General features: G+C 41.1%; 24 protein-coding genes and 1 riboswitch. Of the genes, 14 read left to right on the top strand and 10 right to left on the bottom strand.

Going from position 1 to position 22,306, the window contains the following annotated elements:
- Nucleotides 1–11: 11 nt before the first annotated feature.
- The gene (locus ACAY00_RS05050) at nt 12–1,598 is read right to left on the bottom strand and encodes a cation:proton antiporter (RefSeq protein WP_371378117.1); all 1,587 of its coding nucleotides are present in this window, start codon (nt 1,596–1,598) and stop codon (nt 12–14) included.
- Nucleotides 1,599–1,858: 260 nt separating this feature from the next.
- On the opposite strand from ACAY00_RS05050, the gene ACAY00_RS05045 reads away from it, so the two are divergent.
- Nucleotides 1,859–2,389 (top strand): hypothetical protein, encoded by a 531-nt coding sequence (locus ACAY00_RS05045; RefSeq protein ID WP_371378114.1) that lies wholly within the window; start codon nt 1,859–1,861, stop codon nt 2,387–2,389.
- Between the two features lie 78 nt (nt 2,390–2,467).
- On the opposite strand, the gene glp is transcribed toward ACAY00_RS05045, so the two are convergent.
- Complete coding sequence (glp, locus tag ACAY00_RS05040) at nt 2,468–3,709, bottom strand: gephyrin-like molybdotransferase Glp (RefSeq protein WP_371378111.1); 1,242 nt, start codon at nt 3,707–3,709, stop codon at nt 2,468–2,470.
- 173 nt (nt 3,710–3,882) lie between these two features.
- Between glp and ACAY00_RS05035 the strand changes: the two genes are divergently transcribed.
- From ACAY00_RS05035 to ACAY00_RS04985, 11 genes are all read left to right on the top strand, one after another.
- Nucleotides 3,883–5,100 carry an alginate export family protein gene (locus ACAY00_RS05035; protein WP_371378108.1) on the top strand — a complete coding sequence of 406 codons (1,218 nt, stop codon included), beginning with the start codon at nt 3,883–3,885 and terminating at the stop codon, nt 5,098–5,100.
- Nucleotides 5,101–5,186: 86 nt separating this feature from the next.
- A riboswitch (molybdenum cofactor riboswitch) is annotated at nt 5,187–5,351 on the top strand.
- Nucleotides 5,339–6,310, top strand: coding sequence for a GTP 3',8-cyclase MoaA (moaA, locus tag ACAY00_RS05030; RefSeq protein ID WP_371378106.1), 972 nt, complete (start codon nt 5,339–5,341; stop codon nt 6,308–6,310). Its footprint overlaps the riboswitch before it by 13 nt.
- A gap of 2 nt (nt 6,311–6,312) precedes the next feature.
- Nucleotides 6,313–6,915, top strand: coding sequence for a molybdenum cofactor guanylyltransferase (locus ACAY00_RS05025; protein WP_371378103.1), 603 nt, complete (start codon nt 6,313–6,315; stop codon nt 6,913–6,915).
- 13 nt (nt 6,916–6,928) lie between these two features.
- Nucleotides 6,929–7,480: a molybdenum cofactor biosynthesis protein B gene (gene moaB / locus ACAY00_RS05020; protein WP_371378100.1), complete on the top strand. Its 552-nt coding sequence runs from the start codon at nt 6,929–6,931 to the stop codon at nt 7,478–7,480.
- A gap of 5 nt (nt 7,481–7,485) precedes the next feature.
- Nucleotides 7,486–7,962, top strand: coding sequence for a cyclic pyranopterin monophosphate synthase MoaC (gene moaC / locus ACAY00_RS05015; protein WP_371378097.1), 477 nt, complete (start codon nt 7,486–7,488; stop codon nt 7,960–7,962).
- Nucleotides 7,959–8,210 (top strand): molybdopterin converting factor subunit 1, encoded by a 252-nt coding sequence (moaD, locus tag ACAY00_RS05010; RefSeq protein ID WP_371378094.1) that lies wholly within the window; start codon nt 7,959–7,961, stop codon nt 8,208–8,210. Before moaC ends, moaD begins: the two co-directional genes overlap by 4 nt.
- 11 nt (nt 8,211–8,221) lie before the next feature.
- Nucleotides 8,222–8,698 (top strand): molybdopterin synthase catalytic subunit MoaE, encoded by a 477-nt coding sequence (gene moaE / locus ACAY00_RS05005; RefSeq protein ID WP_371378091.1) that lies wholly within the window; start codon nt 8,222–8,224, stop codon nt 8,696–8,698.
- Nucleotides 8,692–9,468, top strand: coding sequence for a molybdate ABC transporter substrate-binding protein (modA, locus tag ACAY00_RS05000; RefSeq protein ID WP_371378088.1), 777 nt, complete (start codon nt 8,692–8,694; stop codon nt 9,466–9,468). The genes moaE and modA overlap by 7 nt, the downstream gene beginning before the upstream one ends.
- Nucleotide 9,469: 1 nt before the next feature.
- Nucleotides 9,470–10,162, top strand: coding sequence for a molybdate ABC transporter permease subunit (gene modB, locus ACAY00_RS04995; RefSeq protein ID WP_371378085.1), 693 nt, complete (start codon nt 9,470–9,472; stop codon nt 10,160–10,162).
- On the top strand, nt 10,162–11,262 hold the full coding sequence (gene modC, locus ACAY00_RS04990; RefSeq protein WP_371378083.1) for a molybdenum ABC transporter ATP-binding protein: 1,101 nt from the start codon (nt 10,162–10,164) through the stop codon (nt 11,260–11,262). The genes modB and modC overlap by 1 nt, the downstream gene beginning before the upstream one ends.
- On the top strand, nt 11,256–12,005 hold the full coding sequence (locus ACAY00_RS04985; protein ID WP_371378080.1) for a ThiF family adenylyltransferase: 750 nt from the start codon (nt 11,256–11,258) through the stop codon (nt 12,003–12,005). The genes modC and ACAY00_RS04985 overlap by 7 nt, the downstream gene beginning before the upstream one ends.
- A gap of 71 nt (nt 12,006–12,076) precedes the next feature.
- Here the strand turns inward: ACAY00_RS04985 and rmf are convergent, their stop codons facing one another.
- Together rmf and ACAY00_RS04975 are read right to left on the bottom strand one after the other, a co-directional pair.
- Nucleotides 12,077–12,250 carry a ribosome modulation factor gene (gene rmf / locus ACAY00_RS04980; RefSeq protein ID WP_371378078.1) on the bottom strand — a complete coding sequence of 58 codons (174 nt, stop codon included), beginning with the start codon at nt 12,248–12,250 and terminating at the stop codon, nt 12,077–12,079.
- Between the two features lie 491 nt (nt 12,251–12,741).
- Nucleotides 12,742–12,954 carry a DUF3820 family protein gene (locus ACAY00_RS04975; protein WP_371378075.1) on the bottom strand — a complete coding sequence of 71 codons (213 nt, stop codon included), beginning with the start codon at nt 12,952–12,954 and terminating at the stop codon, nt 12,742–12,744.
- A gap of 151 nt (nt 12,955–13,105) precedes the next feature.
- Between ACAY00_RS04975 and msrA the strand changes: the two genes are divergently transcribed.
- Nucleotides 13,106–13,651, top strand: a complete 546-nt coding sequence (gene msrA / locus ACAY00_RS04970) for a peptide-methionine (S)-S-oxide reductase MsrA (RefSeq protein ID WP_371378069.1) — start codon at nt 13,106–13,108, stop codon at nt 13,649–13,651.
- A gap of 127 nt (nt 13,652–13,778) precedes the next feature.
- On the opposite strand, the gene ACAY00_RS04965 is transcribed toward msrA, so the two are convergent.
- Nucleotides 13,779–14,627 carry a tetratricopeptide repeat protein gene (locus tag ACAY00_RS04965; protein WP_371378066.1) on the bottom strand — a complete coding sequence of 283 codons (849 nt, stop codon included), beginning with the start codon at nt 14,625–14,627 and terminating at the stop codon, nt 13,779–13,781.
- Nucleotides 14,628–14,740: 113 nt separating this feature from the next.
- Nucleotides 14,741–15,268: an LURP-one-related/scramblase family protein gene (locus ACAY00_RS04960; protein ID WP_371378063.1), complete on the bottom strand. Its 528-nt coding sequence runs from the start codon at nt 15,266–15,268 to the stop codon at nt 14,741–14,743.
- 182 nt (nt 15,269–15,450) lie between these two features.
- On the opposite strand from ACAY00_RS04960, the gene ACAY00_RS04955 reads away from it, so the two are divergent.
- The gene (locus ACAY00_RS04955; protein WP_371378060.1) at nt 15,451–15,795 is read left to right on the top strand and encodes a DUF2750 domain-containing protein; all 345 of its coding nucleotides are present in this window, start codon (nt 15,451–15,453) and stop codon (nt 15,793–15,795) included.
- Between the two features lie 81 nt (nt 15,796–15,876).
- Here the strand turns inward: ACAY00_RS04955 and ACAY00_RS04950 are convergent, their stop codons facing one another.
- From ACAY00_RS04950 to ACAY00_RS04935, 4 genes are all read right to left on the bottom strand, one after another.
- The gene (locus ACAY00_RS04950; protein ID WP_371378057.1) at nt 15,877–16,122 is read right to left on the bottom strand and encodes a TIGR02922 family protein; all 246 of its coding nucleotides are present in this window, start codon (nt 16,120–16,122) and stop codon (nt 15,877–15,879) included.
- A gap of 99 nt (nt 16,123–16,221) precedes the next feature.
- Nucleotides 16,222–18,813, bottom strand: coding sequence for an exo 1,3/1,4-beta-D-glucan glucohydrolase (locus ACAY00_RS04945; RefSeq protein WP_371378055.1), 2,592 nt, complete (start codon nt 18,811–18,813; stop codon nt 16,222–16,224).
- Nucleotides 18,814–18,937: 124 nt separating this feature from the next.
- Nucleotides 18,938–19,723: a class GN sortase gene (locus tag ACAY00_RS04940; protein WP_371378052.1), complete on the bottom strand. Its 786-nt coding sequence runs from the start codon at nt 19,721–19,723 to the stop codon at nt 18,938–18,940.
- Between the two features lie 106 nt (nt 19,724–19,829).
- Entirely contained in the window at nt 19,830–22,079 is a 2,250-nt protein-coding gene (locus tag ACAY00_RS04935) for a marine proteobacterial sortase target protein (RefSeq protein WP_371378049.1), read from the bottom strand.
- Nucleotides 22,080–22,306: the final 227 nt, after the last annotated feature.

Genomic DNA, 22,306 nt, shown 5'->3' with positions numbered 1-22,306 from the left:
TTACCAAAGCGTTAACTTGTGCTAGGTTTGATCCTATCATCTAATAAACTTAAACTTTCATCAGCAAAACCAACCCCAGCTTCATGGTATAAGTTAAACACTTTATTGATGCCTAAATCTTCTAGTCTATCTTTTTGATCGTCAAAACGGGCAATCGCCGCAATTTTGCCAGCATAGTTCGCTAAGCGCAGTTGGTTGGTGATATTAATGGTATCTCTAACCGATGGGACGGCAATTAACACCAACTGCAATTTAGAAACATCTAACCCTTCCCAAAAATCACGAGATTCACCATCACCGTAAAAGGCTTGCACCTCCTGAGTTTTTAACCAATCCACTTTCGCCCTTTCGGAGTCTAAACCCCAAACCTTTTTGCCCATTTTCTGTGACAACATGTTGTAAGCACCAATACCAACTCGTCCCATACCAACAACCACAATGGGCGCATCAATAGGCTGGTTAAAAATATCTTCTGGCAGTCGTTTACTGCGCTCAAAATTAAGCAAACTGGGTTTCGTGGCCATAAATAGACGTTCAGAAAAGTTGTAAACTATATTGGTAATAATAAAGGAAATGGCCACTGACATCGCAATAATAACCAACCATTCTTTGGCTAACCAACCTGATTGCACACTTAATGATGCGACAATTAAGCCAAATTCACTAAAGTTAGTTAATACCATTGCGGTTAAAAAGGCTGAACGTACTTTCAGTTTTAGCGCACAAAACAGCGCAAAGAACAGCGCAAACTTAATGGGAAGTAATAAAGTGAATAATAAGGCTATGCTTATCATTTCGATTGTTGGTAACGCGGTAAAACCAATTAACAAGAAAAAGCCTATTAAAAACAGATCTTTAAAGTTTAATAATGATTTATTTATTTCACTGGCTTTAGGGTGGCTCGCTAAGAACATGCCAATTAATAACGCACCTAGGTCACCTTTTACTTGCACTAATTCAAATAACTCGTAAGCCCCCAACGCTAAAAACAATCCCGTAAGAGGGATCAACTCACCGTGTCCGACCAAGCCGATGATGCGAAAAATAATGGGTTTAAAGGCAAATAAAAGCAATAAGGAAAGTGCCCAAATAGACGGGATTTTACCGGTTGCCGCAACTAAAAAGGCCACAGCAATAACATCTTGAAAAACAAGAATACCAATCGCCAATTTTCCGTGCCTGGTTCTTATTTCGCCATGGTCTTCCATCAATTTGACCACACAGACCGTGCTACTAAAACTTAAAGCAAAAATAATGATAAGCGCCGATGTCGTCGCCAGGTCATCAAAAAAATACAGGCCGAGTAAAACAAACAGCTTTAAAATGGCAAAACCTAAAACAAGCCAAAGAGCACTGTGAAAAAGAGCTCCCTGCATCACTTCCGGTTTAATTAAGTCTTTAATATTTAATTTTAAGCCGATGGTAAACAGCATCAATGTGATACCTAAATCAGCCAAAATCTGTAAACTGTCATCAGCAGTGTAACCGAGAAAATTAAGCGCAAAGCCTGCGACTAAGTAGCCAATACTTGGTGGCAACGAAATCATTTTCGCAGCGAGTCCAAATAAAAATGCAACTAAGACCCAAAGAAACTCCATTAAAAAATACCTTTTTTACGACTATTTAACTGTGTCTATTATGTCATGTTTTCGCATAATGTAACTTGCCTTAGATAAAATAATTTCTTTATTTAAGATCCAATAAATTGACTTTTTTTTTGCTAAATTTACTTCGCTTACATAACCTTAACGTAACAATGGATTGAAGTTCGAAAAATAAAACAAGCTGATACCAATGTTCATTGGTACTTTTGTTGTTAAGGATAAGACAACCCGTTTCAACTTAAAGAGAGTCGACGATGAAAACTAAATTTACTACATTGGCGTTTCTGGCGTTATTTTGTGCGCCATCATTTGCAAATCAGTTTATTCAACTTGCAACCCCGTTGGGTAATTTACCTGACGGTAATGTTCAGGGGGTAAGATTTAACCTACTTTATGGCCACACAGATACCGTTAAAGGATTAGACTTTAACCTTATTGGTCTGTCAGATTTAAATAACTTTACCGGTCTTGGTTTGGATGTGTTCGGTGTCCAACGAGTTCGTAATCAATTTAGTGGGGTCTCATTAGGTATTGCTAACTGGCATGATAACTCGGGTAAAGGGGGCGTTTTAGGTTTAATCAACTACACCAAGGGTAATTTTACCGGTGCCCAAATAGGTACTTTTAATTATGCAGGCACCTTAAATGGTTTACAGTTCGGCTTTATTAACGCCACCGGCAGAATCAATCGAGGTGTTCAAATAGGACTGATTAACTACGACGCCTCAGGCACTTGGGTAAGTGATAGCCTTCCCGTGTTTCCTATCATCAACGGTCGATTTTAATTAAAAAAATTATTGTTGTACCCATAAGAGCATTTTAGCGACTATTGCTTGTTGTCAAAATGCTCTTACGTTTTTGGCTTAAAACAACCCGCCATCAAAAGGTAAAACATCCACCCAATCGCCGATGTTAAACTCATCACTGTTTGCAGGTACCTTTATAAAACAATTGGCAATGGCCATACTGGTAAGAACGCCTGAACCTTGATTGTCGGTACGATTAACCACGGCTTGACCTTGCTCATTAGATGATAAAATGGCGCGCATAAATTCCATCCGATACCCTGACTTAGGTATTTTTTTGCCGACCTTAGCTTTAATGAAAGGGGATAAAGTCATACTCTGGCCTTGCATTTTGGCAAGCCCTGGCACCACCAATAACATAAATGTGACCATGGTCGAGACGGGATTACCGGGCAAACCAAAAAATACCGAGTCGGTTAAATGACCAAAAGCGAACGGTTTACCGGGTTTCATCGCTATTTTCCAAAATTCAATATGCCCTAATTTCGCTAAAATATCTTTGGTATAGTCAGCCTCACCGACAGACACACCTCCGGTTGAAATCACCACATCAGCTTGATGAGCAGCCAACTTAAAAGTTTGCTCTAACTCCTGCTTATCATCTTTAATAATGCCAAAGTCAATAACCTGACAATTAAGACGCGAAAGCAAAGCTTTTAAAACCGGCCTATTACTTTCGTAAATTTCACCTTCAGCCAATGCTTGCCCTGGCGGTTTTAGTTCATCGCCGGTTGATAACACCGCCACCTTTACAGGTCTATAAACGTTAACGGTTGGCACCCCTAAAGATGCAAGCAGACCAATATCTACTGGACGAATTTTATCTCCTTGGCGCATTAATACGGTGTTTTGATGGATATCTTCACCTTGTAAACGAATATTGTTACCCACTTTTGGTATTGCATTAACCGTTACCTGATGCTCAACGATTTTGGTATTTTCTTGCATTACCACCGTATCGCAACCTGTCGGAATTTTTGCTCCAGTCATAATACGCACACACTCCCCCGTTTCAACACGGCGAGAAAAAGGCCGACCGGCCATCGCTTTACCAACAAGGGTTAAACTCTGATTGGGGTTATCGCTAAAACTAGACGAATGAAAAGCAAAACCGTCCATTGCGGAATTATCATGCGGGGGCACATTGACCTTGGAAACAACATCTTCAGCTAGAACATGGTCTATACTGTCTTCTAAAGATAGAGTCTTGGTTTCACGGGTACAGTGAACTCCATCGAGTAAAGACGTTAAGGCAATATCAAAAGGCATCAATTTAGGGGCGAAACAAGTATCCGACATAGCGGCTCCTTTAGCGACAGTAGGTGTTCTTTATCCTAATTCAATAAGGGCAAAAGCCAAAGTATTTTGTAAAAATCAGAACCTAAAAACAACAATCAACCAGCTGTTTTTTATATTAATAATGTCAATTCCTAAGACTATAACTAGGACCTAACAGCATCGGGAGAATTGTTATGCTGCATACCAATAAATCGATTTCAATGTCACTTTACGCTTTACCACTTTTATCAATAAGCTCATTATCCGCACAAGCTCACATCGGTGATGATGTAGCCAAAGCCATGACCGAAGCTAAGGTTAACTTGTCTTTTCGATATCGACTTGAATCCGTCGACCAAGACAATCTTGATGAAGATGCTCTTGCCTCAACGTTAAAAAGTCGAGTCAGCGTTACCACAGGTAAAGTCTCTGGTTTCAACGCTTTAGTTGAGGCCGACAACGTTACTTATATTGGCAATGATAGCTTTAATAATACGATAAATGGCAGAGTTGACTACCCCGTTGTCGCCGATCCAAATGGCACTGAAATCAACCAAGCTAATATAAATTACTTAGGGGAAAATTTTACCTTCACCCTGGGCAGACAAAGAATAAACCTTGATGACCAACGTTTTGTCGGTGGGGTCGGTTGGCGTCAAAACGAACAGACATATGACGGATATCGCCTGCAATTTTCGCCTTTTAAAAGCTTTAAATTGGATGCCAGTTATGTGTTTAACGTTAATCGAATTTTTGGTGAAAAGCACCCAACCAATTCTGATTTTCATGGCGATATTGGTTTGTTCAACGCCAAATACAGCATCAACAAAAGTCACAGTTTGGTCTTTTATGATTACTATCTTGATTTAGACAAAGCTATTGCCAATTCAAGCAACACTTATGGCCTAACGTATCAAGGTAACATTGCGTTTAACCGCCTAAATATGATGCTCAAAGCAGGGTTAGCCAGCCAACAAGACACAGGGGATAACCCCAATAATTATGACGCCGATTATTATATTGCCGAAGTCATGTTTAAACTCGCCGGATTCACATTTGGCGCAGGTTATGAAGAGTTGGGTTCAGATAATGGCATCGGCTTTAAAACGCCACTGGCAACACTGCATAAATTTCAGGGCTTTACGGATCAATTTTTAAACACGCCGGCTTCAGGTATTGAAGATTTTTACTTAAAAGCAGCAACCAAGTTTAATAACTTAGATATAGCTCTGGCTTGGCACAATTTTGAAGCCAATAAAGGCAACGCTCAGTACGGTGATGAAATTAACTTTTCTGTGGGTTATAAATTTACTAAGCATGTTTCAACATTATTTAAAGCAGCGCATTATAATGCTGATGACCTTAACAGCGACACCAATAAGCTCTGGTTTATGATCAGTGCAAATTATTAATTAGTCCAACTAACTGAATGCTATTTCACAACATTTTAGATAATTTACTGTAAAAATCGTATTAAGGTGTTAGTCTTAATACAAGAGATTTTTTAATTCGCCGAGCTTTTTTTTCTAAGCAAACACCGTAACCTGTGCTTTGTATGAAAAACTGGCCGCAAGCAAAGTTGCTCTGCACTTACCGCTTGCCAGGGCTAACGGGGAAACCGGTTAGCCTCCCGACTTTGGAAAGGTGACCATGTTAGAAGACGCGTTTGGGCGCAGGTTTTATTACCTGCGCTTGTCGATCACCGATGTTTGCAATTTTCGTTGCACATATTGTTTACCTGAAGGTTATCAATGTGATCATGATCGAAATTTTTTATCCTTAGCTGAAATTGGACGCATTGCTCAAGGCTTTGCTCAACTTGGCACTGAGAAAATTCGGATCACCGGAGGCGAGCCTTCGCTGCGAAAAGATCTGCCACAAATCATCTCCGCTTGTAAACAAACCCAAGGCATAAAAACCGTTGCTCTAACGTCTAATGGTTATAAATTAGCGCAACAGTTTCCAACCTGGCTTGACGCCGGTATCGATGCCATTAACATCAGTATCGACTCTTTAGACTCAAGACAGTTTAACGCCATCACCGGCTCCAATAAGCTCGACAACATTTTATCCGGTATCGATAACGCCTTAACCGCTGGCTTTAAAAAAATTAAGCTTAATACCGTGTTGCTGCGTGAGCATAATGCATACGACCTTAAACCGTTCTTTCACTATGTAAAACATACCCCAATAAGTATTCGGTTTATTGAACTGATGCAAACGGGTGACAACAAAGCATTTTACCAACAACAACATGTCAGTGGACAGCACATCAAAAATCAATTATTGGCCAATGGCTGGCTACCTAACATTAGGACAAAAACAGCAGGCCCTGCACAAGAGTTTTCACACTCAGATTACCAAGGCAGTATTGGTTTAATCATGCCTTATGCAAAAGATTTTTGTAACTCTTGTAATCGCTTAAGAGTCAGCGCCTTAGGAAATGTCCATTTGTGTTTATTCGCCGAACAAGGGCTATCGATTAGAGAACAGTTGCAAGATGATGATACCAGTGCTTTGCAACAAAAATTGGTGGCTTTGCTCGCCGATAAAAAAGCCACACACTTTTTAAAACAAGGTTTTACTGGTGCCACCAAACATTTATCAATGCTTGGAGGTTAGCCATGCGATGTTTAGGTGTTGTACTTGCAGGGGGATTATCTTCTCGAATGGGCCAAAACAAAGCCTTCCTACCCCATAATGGCGCTTCTTTAGAGCATCGTTCGACTCAGTTAACACACCAGACCATGCTCGATTTTAGTACCAACTTATTGGCGCAGTGCCACCTAGATAAAGTCATTGTGAGCGGCGAAAATTGTTTAGGCTTAGCAGATATTGTGCCCCAAGGGGGGCCTCTTTCGGGTATTTATAGTGCAATAAAGCAATATCAGCCTCAGTCCGTGTTAGCGATCCCCGTCGATATGCCTTTTCTTAGCGCAACACTTTTACAAGAACTACGCCTTAAGGGCGAGTTAAGTGGCAAAGCGTGTTACTTCAACCGCTCTTCATTACCCGTTTATTTACCTATTACTGCCGTTGTTGAACAATATTTACAGCAAACATTTAACAGCGCAGAATTTATGAATACTGGCAAAGGCCCGTCTTTTAAAGAAGTATTAAGACGCTCTCAAGGCCAGTCGATACATTTAAAAAATACCAAAGCGCTGATCAACACCAATACGCCTGAACAATGGCGAGCGGCGCAAAAACAAATAATAACAATGTAATTTTGGAAACCTTATGTCTACGACTCAACCATCAAACCATGCGAGCGGTTTTACCCCTTTAAATATTGCGGTATTAACCGTTTCCGATACTCGCACAGACACCACAGATACCTCTGGTCATGCTTTAGCCGAAAGAGCAACGAGCTCGGGTCATCACGTGGTGGCAAAAGAAATTGTCAAAGACGACATATATCAGCTTCGTTATATCATTTCAAAATGGATTTTAGATCCTAATATTCACGCTATTATCAGTACCGGTGGTACCGGCTTTACTCCCCGAGATAATACCCTTGAAGCCATTCAACCTTTATTTGATAAGCGTGTTGAAGGATTTGGCGAATTATTTCGACATATTTCGTTCACTCAAATTGGCACATCGACGGTTCAATCTAGAGCATTTGCCGGTATGGCCAATCAAACCGTTATATTTTGTGTTCCGGGCTCAACTAATGCGTGTAAAACCGCTTGGGATGCGATTATAAAAGAGCAATTAGATGGCGCTCACAAGCCCTGTAACTTTATCCCACATTTGAACCTAGCCGATAATTGTCAACATAGAGGTTAATACGGATGAGTCAGTTTAGTCATTTAAACGCCGCCGGCGAAGCAAATATGGTTGATGTTAGCGCCAAAGATATCAGTACTCGTGTTGCCAAAGCACAAGCACTGATCACTATGAGTGAGCAGGCTTTTCGTTTACTCATAGAAGGTAAACACACAAAAGGCGATGTTTTTGCCGTTGCCCGTATTGCCGGTATTCAAGCAGCCAAGAAATGCAGTGATCTTATTCCCTTGTGCCATCCATTGATGCTCACCAAAGTCGACATAGATTTCGAAACATTGCCGACTGAGCAAACAATTAGAGTGCTTAGTCGATGCAAACTCAGAGGCCAAACAGGGGTTGAAATGGAGGCATTGACGGCGGCATCCGTTGCCGCATTAACCCTTTATGACATGTGCAAAGCCGTCGATAAAACCATGATCATTTCCGATCTTAAAGTATTAGAAAAACAAGGTGGTAAAAGTGGCCATTGGGTGAGTGAATGAAACTAAAAATATTATTTTTTGCAGCCTTTAGAGAACAACTGCAACATGCGAGTTTGGACATCGAATGCCCTCAAGGCGCTACCGTTGCCGATTTGATGACCCAACTAAAAACAAAAGGGGATGTTTGGCAGCAGATTTTTAGCTCTGATGCGATTATGTGCGCGGTTAATCAAAACATGGTCGATGTTGAACAGCCATTATTTGATCAAGATGAAGTCGCTTTTTTTCCTCCGGTAACCGGTGGCTAAGGTCGTTCAAAATGACAAGTTCAAAACCAACTAAGCGACTAACCAAAATCAGTGTGCAACGACAAGGCTTCAATTTTAATGAACAAATGACTGACCTTGAGCAAGGCAATGTCAAAGATGGTGCCACCGTTACTTTTACGGGTCGAGTTAGAGACTTTAACGATGACTCTCACGTCACCCACCTTGAAATTGAACACTACCCAGGGATGACACAAATGTGCTTAAAAAACATCGCTGAACAAGCCAGAAAGCGCTGGTCTTTGGGGCATATTGTTATTATTCACCGATACGGTAAGCTTGCTCTTGGCGATAATATTGTCTTTGTTGGAGTGACAAGTATGCACCGTAAAAGTGCTTTTATGGCGACAGAATTTATAATGGATTACTTAAAAACTAAGGCCCCGTTTTGGAAAAAAGAAGGAACCAAACAAGGCGAGCGTTGGGTTGAAGCCAAACAATCTGATCAGCAGGAAGCGCACAAATGGTAATAAAAAAATTCGCTTTTTTTTATTTTCTTTTGCTCTCACAGCTCCAAGCCGAAACACTTCATGTGGCTGTTGCATCAAATTTTAGCCAGACTTTGCAATATTTACGTGCTGACTTTGAACAAAGCCATCAAGTAAATTTAAAAATATCATCTGCAGCTTCGGGGGTGCTCTATCAGCAAATACAACATGGAGCACCGTTTGATTTGTTTTTATCGGCCGATAAGTTACGCCCTCAATTATTACAGCAAGCCAACCTGACTGTAAACCCGTTACCTACCACCTATGCGATAGGTCAGTTAGCACTGTATTCTGCCCAGTCAAAGAGTCCAATATCGTTAGATCATTTACAGCAATATCAAGGACGTTTAGCTCTAGCCAACCCCGCTCTAGCCCCCTATGGTCAAGCGGCAAAAGAAACGCTCATGAGCTTAGGGCTTTGGCAGCAATATCAACATCGTTTAATCCTTGGCAGTAATATCAATCAAACGCTTTTGCAACTTGACTCTGGTGCCGTTGAATATGGCTTTATTTCTTATAATCAATTACTTGAGACAAAATCAGGGTTTGGTAAACTCATTGATAACAATTACTACCAGCCAATAGAACAACAGATGGTGATTTTGAAATCGAGTTCAGTACCGCAACTGGCACAACAATTTTTAGATTACATGCTAAGCGATAAAAGCCAACAAATTTTGCGCGAACACGGCTATCTAACACCTCATTCGCCAATACTAGTGCCATCACAACACCAGGAAGAAAGCCCTTAACATGGAACTGACTTACGATTGGCTAGCCCTTTATACCACCGTCAAGTTAGCCCTACTGACCACAATCATTTTATTAATACTGGGTACCCCTATGGCCTGGTATTTAAGTAAATTACAGTCCCCGTATAAGGTATTTATTGAGGCCATCGTCGCCCTGCCCTTGGTATTGCCACCAACCGTTCTGGGCTTTTATTTGTTAATTTTATTCTCCCCAAACCACCCTGTAGGTGGCGCCTTTGTGCAACTGACGGGGAGCAATTTAGCATTCAGTTTTAGTGGTATTTTAATTGGCTCAATTATTTACTCCTTACCTTTTGTGGTGCAACCATTACAAAAAGCATTCGAGCAACTTGGTGGCCAATTAACCGAAGCTGCGGCCGTATTAGGGGCCAGTAAAAAAGCGCAATTTTTTTTGGTGGTTTTACCGATGACCCGCGCAAGTTTTTTTACTGCCGCCACCTTAGGCTTTGCTCATACCGTTGGCGAGTTTGGGGTGGTGTTAATGATAGGCGGAAATATCCCAGGTGAGACTCGAGTTTTGTCCATCGCATTATTTGATCATGTTGAGACATTAAATTACGCACAAGCACATCTTCTCGCTTTTAGTTTGCTCATCGGCTCATTTATTTTATTGGCGTTAATTTATCTGTTAAATCACAATCAACGTTCGCCTATTTATCTAGGAGGACGTTAATGAGCCTAGATATCAATGTCGAATTAGATTACCCAAACTTTCACTTGGCTTGCCAACTGAACCTAGACCCTAATGGCATTACCGGAATCCTTGGCCACTCAGGTTCGGGTAAAACCACTTTGCTACGCATACTTGCGGGTTTAAACAGTCACGCTAAAGGTCAGGTGTATTTTAATCAAGAGTGCCTACAAGACACCTATAGCCGCAGCTTTTTACCCACCGAAAAGCGTCATATTGGTATGGTATTTCAAGACGCCCGTTTATTTCCTCATTTATCGGTGATAGAGAATCTACAATTTGCCATAAACAGACAAAAAAGCCCCAAGCTTAAGGTGAATGAAATAATTAAATTAACCGCCATTAACAGCTTATTAGCTCATCATGTCGAACAACTTTCCGCGGGGCAAAAACAACGAGTCGCGTTAGCTCGAGCCTTACTTGCTGAACCGAAATTATTATTATTGGATGAACCTCTAAGCGCCTTAGACACCAAAGCTCGGATAGACTTACTCAACTTACTGCGAAAAATTCACCAACAATTAAAAATACCACTGATTTATGTTAGCCATAACATTAGCGAAATACAGCAATTGGCCGATCACGTATTGGTCATGGAACAAGGCAAAGTAATAAAACAAGGCCATGTCCATCAAGTTATTAATAACCTTGAACAACAGCTTCAAGATGAGTATTCATTACAAACCAGTTTAACCCTTACAGTATGTGAACACTTGCCTCAATATGGTCTAACCCGATTGTCGTTAAGTCCACAATTACCCGAACAAACACAATTGTTTGCCAATTTTTTAGCAACCAATGCAACAAGGGTCCGATGTTTTATTTTAGCCAAAGACATTAATATCAGTCTGCAGCCATTGCAAGGTAGCTCGATGATGAATTCGCTGCCAGGTACCATTAGTACCATAAAAGCGCTTGATGATATCGCCATTTTACTCAAAGTTTCGGTTCAAGCAGTAGAGTTTAATATCACCATTACCCGCTACTCACTTGAACATTTAAAGCTCGCACCGCAACAGAAAATTTATTTGCATTTTAAGGCCAATGCCATTCAAAGTTTTGATAAAGGGAATCCATGTTAACCAGCAAAGAGCAACAGCGATACAGTCGGCAAATGTTATTAAAAGAATTTGGTATCGAGCAGCAATTACAACTAAAAAGGTCACGCGTTTTAATTGTCGGCATCGGCGGATTAGGTAATCCTTGTGCCCTATACTTAGCGGCGGCTGGTGTTGGTAAGTTATTTTTATGTGATGGCGATCACGTTGACATCAGTAATTTACACCGCCAAATCATGTTTCAGCAACAAGATATTGGTGCCGATAAGGTGGATGTTGCGGCCAAAAACCTCAGCAAGCTGAACAATGAAATTGATATTGAAACCATTGATCAAATGATGGATAAAGAGCTATTAGATTATTATTTGCCGGAAGTCGATTTGGTTTTAGATTGCTCTGATAACCTAAACACCCGCTACTTATTGAACGAATTCGCATTAAAGCATCAGACTCCATTAATCAGCGCCAGTGCCATTCGTTTTGAAGGACAACTATTTATCGTCAACCCCAAACAACCGGACTCTGCTTGTTATCAATGTTTTTATCCTAAAACCAAAGGTGAGCCTAATATAAACTGCCAGACTGCGGGGGTTGTCGGACCGGTATTAGGTATTTTAGGTAGCATGCAGGCTTTAGAAGCGATTAAACTGTTAATTGGACTGGCAAATGTGAGCAATCAGGTTAAAGTCTTTGACGGGCTGATTAACCAATGGCAAAGCTTTAACGTTCATAAACGAGAAAATTGTATTTGTGCAGATAAGTCGTAATGTACAGACTTCCCTGATGTTCATTTTAGAATAAACATCAGGGAAATACGAAAGAAGGTAGATTAAAATACTTACTTAAATAAGCCCATGTTTTTATCGGTAACAGCTTCACGCCAACCGCCCAGCCACTGCGACTTTGCATCTAAATTGGTATAGGGACAATTCTCTTTATTCTTACCACTTAATCCAGCTTGATAACCATTAGAATGTGCTCGGTCTAATCGATCGCGTTTTTGTCTTTTCATAAATGAACCCTCTGAACAAAATTGAAGAAATGATGCTGTTGATAACATCAAGTAGAGCTAGGCTCAAACTTATATCTGAGATCTTATGTGTTAAAACGTTTGTTGTTGCTCTGACAGGCCTTAGGGGCCAGTGAATAAATCCATTTTGCGAGCTTTTTATTGCTTTAATTTTGAGCATCACCCTTTAACTATAAGCCTTAGCTCGGCAAAGTTGCAAGATGATAACCTGCAAAAAGTATAGTCGAAGAGCTGATAAGCGCGATCTCAGCAATAAGGAGAAGCTCCGCAGTTGCGCTGTGTTGATTCTGCGTATTTTAAAGGCACATCTTAGATTTATAGTAAACGTAATAAAAACATCATCTTATTTTTATGGGATAATCGACTTCGCACAAAAATAAAAACAGGGAATATATTTTGTTCAATAAATTCGCTTTAAAAAGCAATTTTTCATGAAAGAAAAAATTACTCCAAGAACTAACTTGCCAATGGCCTCAATCTTTTAACAACGGCATTAACATACTTTCTAAACCATTGAGCTTCACTTCGTAGATTAATGCCAACTGCTGTCCTAACGGCCCTTCTGGAAAACCCTTGCCATGAAACCAAACCAAATACGGTTCAGGCAACAATAACAGTTTGCGACCCGAGTACTTACCAAAAGGCATCACTTGATTTACTGCTTTGATCAATTGTTGATGATCCATTTTTCACCTTGTTGCTTATAAAATATAAAGTTGATTGCTATATTGTGTTTGAATTCAAATGATAACATAGGTTTTGCCTTTCTCAGCTAAATCCAACACCAATGTAATCAAACGATTTCAACGACCAAAACCCACATTAACAGGATTTTTTATGTCGCCATCTATTGCTGTACTCGCTGGAGGCTGTTTCTGGTGCCTAGAGGAACCCTTTCGCCGACTTAACGGGGTTATAAACGTTGTTTCTGGCTATATGGGAGGCCAAGTTGAAAACCCAAGTTACCGTCAAATCTGCAGCGGTACCACTGGCCATGCCGAAGTGGTCAAAATCACGTTCGACCCAGCACACATCGACTTTAGAACGTTACTTGAGGTTTTTTTCGAATTACACGACCCTACCACACTAAACCAACAAGGGCATGATATTGGCAGTCAATATCGTTCGGCAATTTTTTACGCCGATGAAAGTCAGCGACAACAAGCTCATGCTTGCATCGCTCAGTTGCAAAATGAAGGGCGTTTTCGCAACACTATCGTCACTCAATTAGCGCCGATACAGACGTTCTACCGAGCAGAAGATCATCATCAAAGTTACTATCAAAAAAATCCTCACCAGCCCTACTGTCAGCTCATGATCCAGCCCAAACTCGTAAAACTTGCTGAAAAACATCGTGATTTATTAAAGCAGGATCAGAGTTGAACCTGCTGGTAAACTTATTGCTTTTGGCAAGGCAACGATTGGCAGCAATCAATGCCGAGCCCCCCCTTTACATTATCACTGAGTAAGCAAAAACGTTGAGCGATGGGTATTGTAGATATAGCCTAGGTTAATACATTAGAGAAAATAGCTTACGACGATATTGGCTGACTAAAGGGTCGCCGTTTGGTAACACCGCCATAATATCAAGCAACAGTTTTTTACTCTCGCCATCGTTTCTATCTTTCAACAACAAGGCGTAAAGCAAAGAAGCCGCTTCTTGATAGCGATTTACGTGATTATATTGCACGGCAAGTTTGCGAATAAGCTCAACATTGTCTGGACTTTGTTGCAGCTGTTGTTCAAGCGCTTGAATTTCTGGTGAGTTAGAAGCTTCTTGCGCTAATTCTAATTTCGCCATCATGGCTTGATAATCACTGTCTTGATCAATCATCTTAATGCTTGCAAGTAAAGACTCGGCTTCTAAGACTTTACCCGATTGCAAATACACATCGGTTAAAGCTAATTTAATGTCTGCTCGTTCTGGAGCAAGTTGGTGGGCTTTTGTTAAGGGTTCAAAAGCATCATTGGCATTGCCTTGCTCAAGTAATTGCTTCCCTTGCAAAAGCAACAGGTCATCTTCTTTAGGTAAGTGCTTGGCTAAGAATTGCTCAATAGTTTCCGCCGTTTGCGGTCCGCTTAAGCCATCCGTTGGTTGACCATTTTGAACTAACACCACCGTAGGTAACGCTTGGATACCAAATTGCTGAGCTATCGCTTGTTGGACCTGACAATCAACGGTTGCAAGAATCATGTGCTCGCCATGAGGCATAACTTTTTGAACGAAAAGGTTTTTAACCTCAACACTTTCTGGAATTTGCTCGGCCCAAAAGGCGACAATAACAGCAGTGTTTTGAGATTCTTCTAATACCACTTGCTGAAAGTTTTCTGGGGTTAGCTCGACAATATTTTGCGACATGATAAACCTATTTACGATTGAGTTTTATTATACTTTCTCTATATGGGCACGGTGACCATTTAACAAGGTGCAGTGGCAATTATTACCAACCTTGGTATACGGATGAGTTCAAATTAGCCTTTGCCGTTTTCATGGTGAATGGCATCAATTACGATCACATAGCTTAAAATCCAAGGCGTATATTGGCTTTGGTAAATATCGACACCATAGGTATCACTGACACTAAACCACTGCTTACTGACTCGAGCAATCACTTCTCTTGAATGATCAGAATGACGAATAAAGAACTCATATTCATGGCTAAAAAAGCTTCCCATCACTTGCAACTCTTTGCCATTTGATTGAATCAAAAATCGGGTTTTAAGTAACGGAAAAAAGGTTTTAATAATGCGCGTTTGTTGCCCTATAACGGCATTGGGGTCATTTTCATCAACTTGGCTAACAACAAACGTAGGGCGAAAACTCAACAGTTTTTGTTGTATTTTAATCTGATGCCCGTTCACTAAATTGGTTAAGGTAAACTGTTTACCTAAACTAAAAAATTTTCCCTGCAATGTATACACGACTTCATTTTGCTCATTGCTTATTTCAAAACACTCGTTTAAAGATAAAAACCTTTGCTTTAATTGATACCTTGCCATGCTCAACTTGCGTAAAAATTAATATATAAACATAACTTTAGAACATATTTAAGGATGTGTGATATACCTATACTAGATGGCTTAGCGACTTTGCCATGCTACAAGGGCAAAAGTTGAACTAATATCAATTGGTGTCACAATAAGGTATTATCGCAGTTGAATTATTAGTAAAGAGAAATTAGATGTCAGACACTCAATTAACACTTACCTCGTTTCGAGACCTTGTCGTAGAAGAAGAGCAACTTTGGGCTCTACAAACGCCTGAGCAAGACTGGGTTATTTGTGAATCAGATCAGCCAGAAATGGATGTGTTCCCATTATTTTCGAGCCAACAAAAAGCAGAAGCATTTTGCACCGACGAGTGGCAAGATTATCAAGCGGTAGCAATAGATCTTGAACAGTTTTTAGAAGAGATTGTTGTTGACCTAGCCGAACAGTCGATTTTATGTGGGGTGGATTGGGAATTAGATCAAGAAGCCATAGAAATGAATGCTATCGACTTTGCAAAAGCACTTGTTGACGCGTAAAAAATAGACCGGTTAAAAAGCTAAAAACACCTATTCTGAGGTTCGCTTTATACTTTAGCTTTTTAACTTTTTTAATAATACTTAACCTAACTTTGCTACCTTAGTCGCGGGTTCTAATCGATCGCCTTGCTTATTTAGAATGTTTACTTCCCCTTCACACACGGCAACGATTGATTTACCTTGCTTAAAGTCTTGCGGGATAATAACTCTGCCACCTTGGTTTTGTTTCAATGTTTTCAATTCAGACTTTAGCTCCAACGTTAACTCATCATAAAAGATAATCGTCACTTGTTGCATTAAAGACTCTTTCTGCTGAAACTCTGACATGCTAACACTCCCTTAAAAGCAATTTAAATTGGCATTTGCTCGACCATCAGCCATATAAGCAAACACCAATTTTGGTTTAATCTATTGTAACACCTTGATTTATTTACTACAACTTAGCAAAGCTGGTGATGTTGGCGTTGTCACTAAAGTGATATCCGCCAGGGTTAGAGTCAGCCCTTCACTGCTGCTTAAGCTAAATGGGGTGTGCACATTCGCCGCATTCAACCCTTGCTGAGTAAAACAACGTAAATCAATGGATAAAGTTTGCCAGCCTTGGCTTGCAATTTGAGCTAACGCCTCACTAACATCCAATTGAATATCACAGTTACCTTTACAGTGCATGCCAACGAATACCGGACCTTGAGGCTGTTGCTCAATATTAACGGCTATCTGCAACTGACTATGGCTTTCGGCATAATCTCTTAAATCGTTAGAAAAGTTACTCGCCAATAAATAAGACGCCTGCTCAGAGCCATCAAATACTAATTTACGCGCATCTCCTTGCACTTTTTTATCCACTGCTTTCACCGTTAATGCACCTAAGGTCATCACGTTTGCAACGATATCTTGGTATTCACCAGCTGAAGCCATGACTTCTTCAAACGGTCTTGAAGCCGAACGTTTAAAAAGAACTAAAGATTGCAGTTGTTGTGAAGCCTGCTCAACAGTCTCATCTAAATTATTTGATAAGGTGGATACTTGGCCATAGTGTAAACCAAAGCCATAAGGCAACAACGGGTTATACTCGCGGTCATGGCGGTTAAGATTGCTTTGGTGCGCTGTTGCAGGCCAAGAAAAGGATAACTTACCAACAAAATCATAATGAATATCGCCATTAGGTTGGCTAAATAATACCTCACTGACGCCACCACCTTCGGTGCCTGGTAACCAAGCGGCAACGAAAGCGTCAGAGGCATTTAGCTCTGGGTTAACCCACAAAGGTCGGCCAGAAATAAACACCGAAACCACTGGGATCCCTTGCGCTTTTAACTTTTTAAGCAAGGCTAAGTCGGTTTTGTTGCCACGCTGATATTCAAGATTAGAAATATCACCATTACCCTCGGCGTATGGCTCTTCACCAAAGACCACTATCGCAACATCTGGCTGTTGCTGAAAATCACCATTTACTGCCAACTCAACTTGACCACCGGCCCTTTGAACCACATCCTCAATGCCTGAGTAAATTGAAGTTCCCCCAGGGAAATCGCTATTTTTATTGCCCGTACCAGACCAAGTTACACTCCAGCCACCACTTTGCTTGCCAATATTATGAGCACCATCTCCAGCCACTAAAATACGTTGTTTGGGGCTAAGTGGCAGAATATTGTTGTTATTTTTTAATAGTACTAAGGATTCACGTACGGCTTGTCGTGCGACATCACGGTGCGCTTGTGCTCCGACTAATTCACCCTTAGCTGATAATGGGCGATTGGCCGGGCTGGGCTTGTCAAATAAACCGGCCCTTAATTTAACCCTTAGTACCCGTGATACAGCATCATCAAGGCGCTGCATTGAAATGATCCCCGATTGCACTTGTTCTATGGTATTTTCTAATAACGGTTTCCAATATTCAGAAGGCACCATAAACACATCTAAACCAGCATTAATCGCTTGCGGACAACTGGTGTTGCTACAGCCGGGGATTTGCCCGTGACCGTTCCAATCGCCCACCACAAAGCCGTCAAAGCCCATTTTATTTTTTAACACATCAGTTAATAAATATTTGTTACCATGGATCTTTTCACCGTGCCATGAATTAAATGATGCCATCACGCTTTGTGAACCGGCGGTGAGCCCTCCCACATAACCTTGGGCATGAATATCAAATAGCTCCTGCTCAGAGGTTGTATTATTACCTTGGTCGATGCCGTTTTCGGTGCCACCATCACCAACAAAATGTTTGACCGTTGAGATCACTCTCTGATCGCTTAAAAAGTCTTTATCTACACGACCTTGTAAGCCATAAACAATGGCTTTTGAATAACTTCGAACAATCTCAGGATCTTCAGAATACCCTTCATATGTACGCCCCCAACGATCATCTCGAACAACGGCCACAGTCGGAGCAAAAACCCAGTCAATACCTGTAACCATGACTTCGGTTGCGGTAATACTGGCGATTTTTTCAATTAAAGCAGGGTTATTAGCTGCGCCCAGGCCAATGTTATGCGGAAACAAGGTCGCGCCAATCACATTATTATGCCCATGTACCGCATCTGTACCCCACATGGTTGGTATAGTTGAACCGTCCAAAGAGTCGTCAATCGATGCTTGATATAACGACTCAGCCAGTTCAACCCACTCTTGAACCGTAGCGTGTTTATTGTTGTTTGGAAAAGAGCCACCACCATTTAAGTATGAACCAAAGCCATATCTACGCATATCTTCAACCGTGATATCTCTAATTTCAGGTTGAATTAACTGCGCGACTTTTTGCTCTACACTCATCCCCTTTAAGATAGACGCTATGCGTTGCTCAATCTGACTGTCTTTTGCAACAGGTAATTCAAGGGTAGGCCAAATATTGATATCTTTAGCAAAATCGCTTTTGGGACGTGTTATTTGTTGCTGTAACACTGAATCATTTTGCTCAGACTGTTGACCACTGTGACAACTTGCAAGTGTGATTGCCAAAGCAACCGATAACACCACTTTACGCACCGAGTTGAAATGATTATGTCTTGTTTTCATTGCTGTTCCTAATCGTCAGGGAAGCTTAATTATGAAGCTTCCCCTGCTCATGATATTGTTGTAAATTGGCCTAGAGTATCAGAAAACAACAAGCTTTTACCTCTCAATAAAGCTGAAGTGCGATTTAAAAACGATAGGTTGTCCCATTGGCCATCAACCCCGAGTTAGATTGTTGAATTGGATCGACTCCTTTTGGCGCTGTTATTGTATGTTGCGCCGAAGCTTTTACGCGCTTATCGATAGCACTTTCGAAATGACGAAATCGCCGAGGTTTTACAGGTAACGCCTCAACAACATAGCGAAGATGGGGTTGGCTACTTTGCTCAAACGGATAGCAAGTCACTAAAATCAGTTTATCTTCGCTATTGCGATATATAGTATCTTTGCGTGTATCGACCACCTTAATGTCAGATACTTGGTAATGAATTACTTTGTTATTTTTTGACCTCAAAATAATCTCTTCTTGAGGATTTAAATATTGTAAAATCGAAAAATGGGTATCGCGATGACCACCAATGATAATATTTCCCGATTGCCCTACTTTTGAACTTAAACCATTAAGCCCGGGGCCAAACGCCAATGCATGACCAGAGTCATTCGACAGTACTATGTGTTCTTGCTTTAAACTGGGAAATTCTATTTTCGCTACCGCCCAAGTGTCGGCCCATGGCCAAGGCTTAGTTAAGTGCCCACTATCATGATGGTGCCAAGAACGCGCTAATAATACCTGCGCAATTGATGCCTTGGCATGAATTGCACCAGCAGAGAATAACAGACCTAGCGCTATGAGCAAAAGCGTCATAAGCCCGTATTTTTGCCATCTGGGCAACGCTTTAGAATACGTCTTGGCTTTTACCTTGTTGCTTTTAAGCTTTATAGTGGCTAAATCTTTTACCGGAATATATTTCATTTTTATCGTTTCCTAAAGGCTTTGGGCGCGGTTTAGTGGTTCAAAATAAACCATGGTAGAGTCACATTAATTTGAGGTATCTTGCTTTTCTGGCTAATCAAAACCCTCAACAATGCCTTTTAAAAAGTTGATATAGAAGGTAATAAAAAGCGATGAAAAATAATAATACAATACCTACTTTTATTTGTTGCCCTGCCTTAGTGGCGGTTTGTGCAAAAACAATGGCTTGTGTTGAACCCAAAGGCATGGCATTAGCGATTATCTGCTTTTTAAGCACGTTACTGGGTTCTCGACTGGCTTGGGTTTCGACGGCAACAAAGCTGGTAAATCGAGACAAAATTTGATGGTTTAAGGCAAGCGTTGTCAGTTGTTGTTCTAACGTTGCAATCTTTTGCGGCTCATTTGTGTGGCGTAATAAAAATTCAACAGAGGTTATTTTGTCACGCGCCCAAAGAGTTCGAATACCCGAGTTTGGCTTGGCTTTATTTAGCCTCAGTCGCTGGTGCCATAACTGACCATTTATTTGTCCTGAAACCTCAACATACTGTTGTTCTTGCTGTGGCCACCGAGCACTTATCATTAACGGTTCACCGGCATATAAGTCTGTTATTTTTAACGGATATGACTCCACGTCATTGGCCGACCAATGAATGCGAATATCGGTTAATAGAGGGCGGTTTATTCGGTCAATGAAAGAGCGCATGGTTTGTTCAACTTCCGCCACCTCGCCAATGTATTGATAAAGCCCTCTGCCCACTTTTGCAGCTTGTTGCATAAAGTAACTGTTCGGCGCACTGCCAATGCCAATAGTATGCAAGCGATTATGGGCAATGGACTGTTCTATAAGAGCAAAAAGCTGTTGCTCATTACCCACACTGCCATCAGTAATAAATACAATCTGATGCAATCGCGCAGCTCCCAAAGGCAAAGATAAGGCCTTGACGATGGCCTCTTCCATTTCAGTACCGCCACCGGCTCTAAGTTCATCCAACCAACTCAAGGCCAAAGTCTTGTTTAGTCGATTGGCTACAACCGCGCGTTGAAATAAAGAGGTAGAGAAGCTATTAAACGAAATAATATTAAATTGGTCAGTTTCTTTTAGTTCCATCACGGCATATTGCAGTGCTCTTTTGGCTTGCCTTATGGCGACTCCCCCCATTGAACCCGACGTATCAATAATGTAGGTCATATGTTTTGGCGTCGGTTTTATGGCTGTTCGCTCTGGCGGATTAAACAAAATCAAACCATAGTCATCGCCATCATAACGTTCTTTAAAAAACGCTGCTTGAGGCTGATCTGAGCGGTTGAATGACCATTGAATAACAAAGTCTCTATCCATAGCGACCGATGACGTTGCTAGGCTGACCTGTTGTTCTTGTCGCTTAATAGGGTGATACAAACTATGAATATTGGTCACTGGCAAGCCCGTATTAAACCGAATATTGATCCCCGCCTGCTGAGCGAAATGCGACGGTAGTTGAGGTGGCGTAATACGACTGGCATCGGGTACTTGCGAACTGACCATGGCCCAACCATGCCCTTGCTCAACCGAGATTGGCCGTAAACCGGCTCGGGTCTTTGAATTCATCCTAGCCAAAGCGCCTGCCCAACCTGGTGTGTCTGAATGTTCTCGCTTTACCCCCTGCATATTAGGGTGATATAAGGTAGAAGCACCTTGGTCTATCGCTTGAGTCTGCTTAGGTATGTATCTAGGGGTTAGCGTTAACGGTAGCCTTAATGAAAATAGTTGCTTGTGATAATCCACTTTTACCAAGTATTGAATGCTTACTTCAATCGCTTCCCCTGGGGGAATGTTGGCGACAGAGCTGGTAAATAAATTTGGTCTTTCTTGCTCAATTAAGGCCGCTTTTTGCCCCTGTTGTTTGGCTTGTTGATATTTTTTTTGCGCTTGTTTTCGTGGTTCAATTTTCCCTTTAATGATGCGTTGGCCAATCACCATTTTCATCGCATTAACAGAGGCACCTTGAGTTAAAGGAAATAGGTAAATTGCTTCAGACCAATAAGGCGATTCGTTGGCAAACGATTGGCTTAAGCGCACTCTCGCAAACATACCGGTGATCTCAACTTGATATTCACTTTTGGTTTTAACGCTTTGAAGATAACCATGCGCGGTTTTTAAAAACAAACTACCACTTTCAACTTGTTGTACGTTTATTTCGGATGCAAGAAGGCTATGCCCTTGAGGTAATTGTGTCGGGGGAACTTCGCTGGCAAATGTGATGCTGGTGAACATCAGCAAGCTAGCAACCACAATATATAAGAGAGATAAGGCGTCGCGAAAAAGGGCTGGTTTAGAGACCGCTTCCCGGCCCTTGATATAATGTGTAGTGGTCATAAATGTTCTCCTTTAATGGCTATCATTAAACAAAAAATTTCTGACCATTTTGGCGCTCAATTCTGACCTAAACACGATAAATAATGACCAATTGTGACAATGGGTCTGCCCAAGGTAACGTCCTCTTTTTCTCGCGTACCTATTGTGGCACTTGTTTTTAACTCCCAGGTCAGCAAGCTATTTCATTGGCAATCGCTAATCACTGGGATAAACTGGCACCTTATGAT

The sequence above is a fragment of the Thalassotalea sp. 273M-4 genome (assembly GCF_041410465.1).
GTDB classification, from domain to species: Bacteria; Pseudomonadota; Gammaproteobacteria; order Enterobacterales; family Alteromonadaceae; genus Thalassotalea_A; species Thalassotalea_A aquiviva.
Note: the sequence above shows the minus strand (reverse complement) of the source record. Positions and strands in the feature narration are given on the sequence as shown.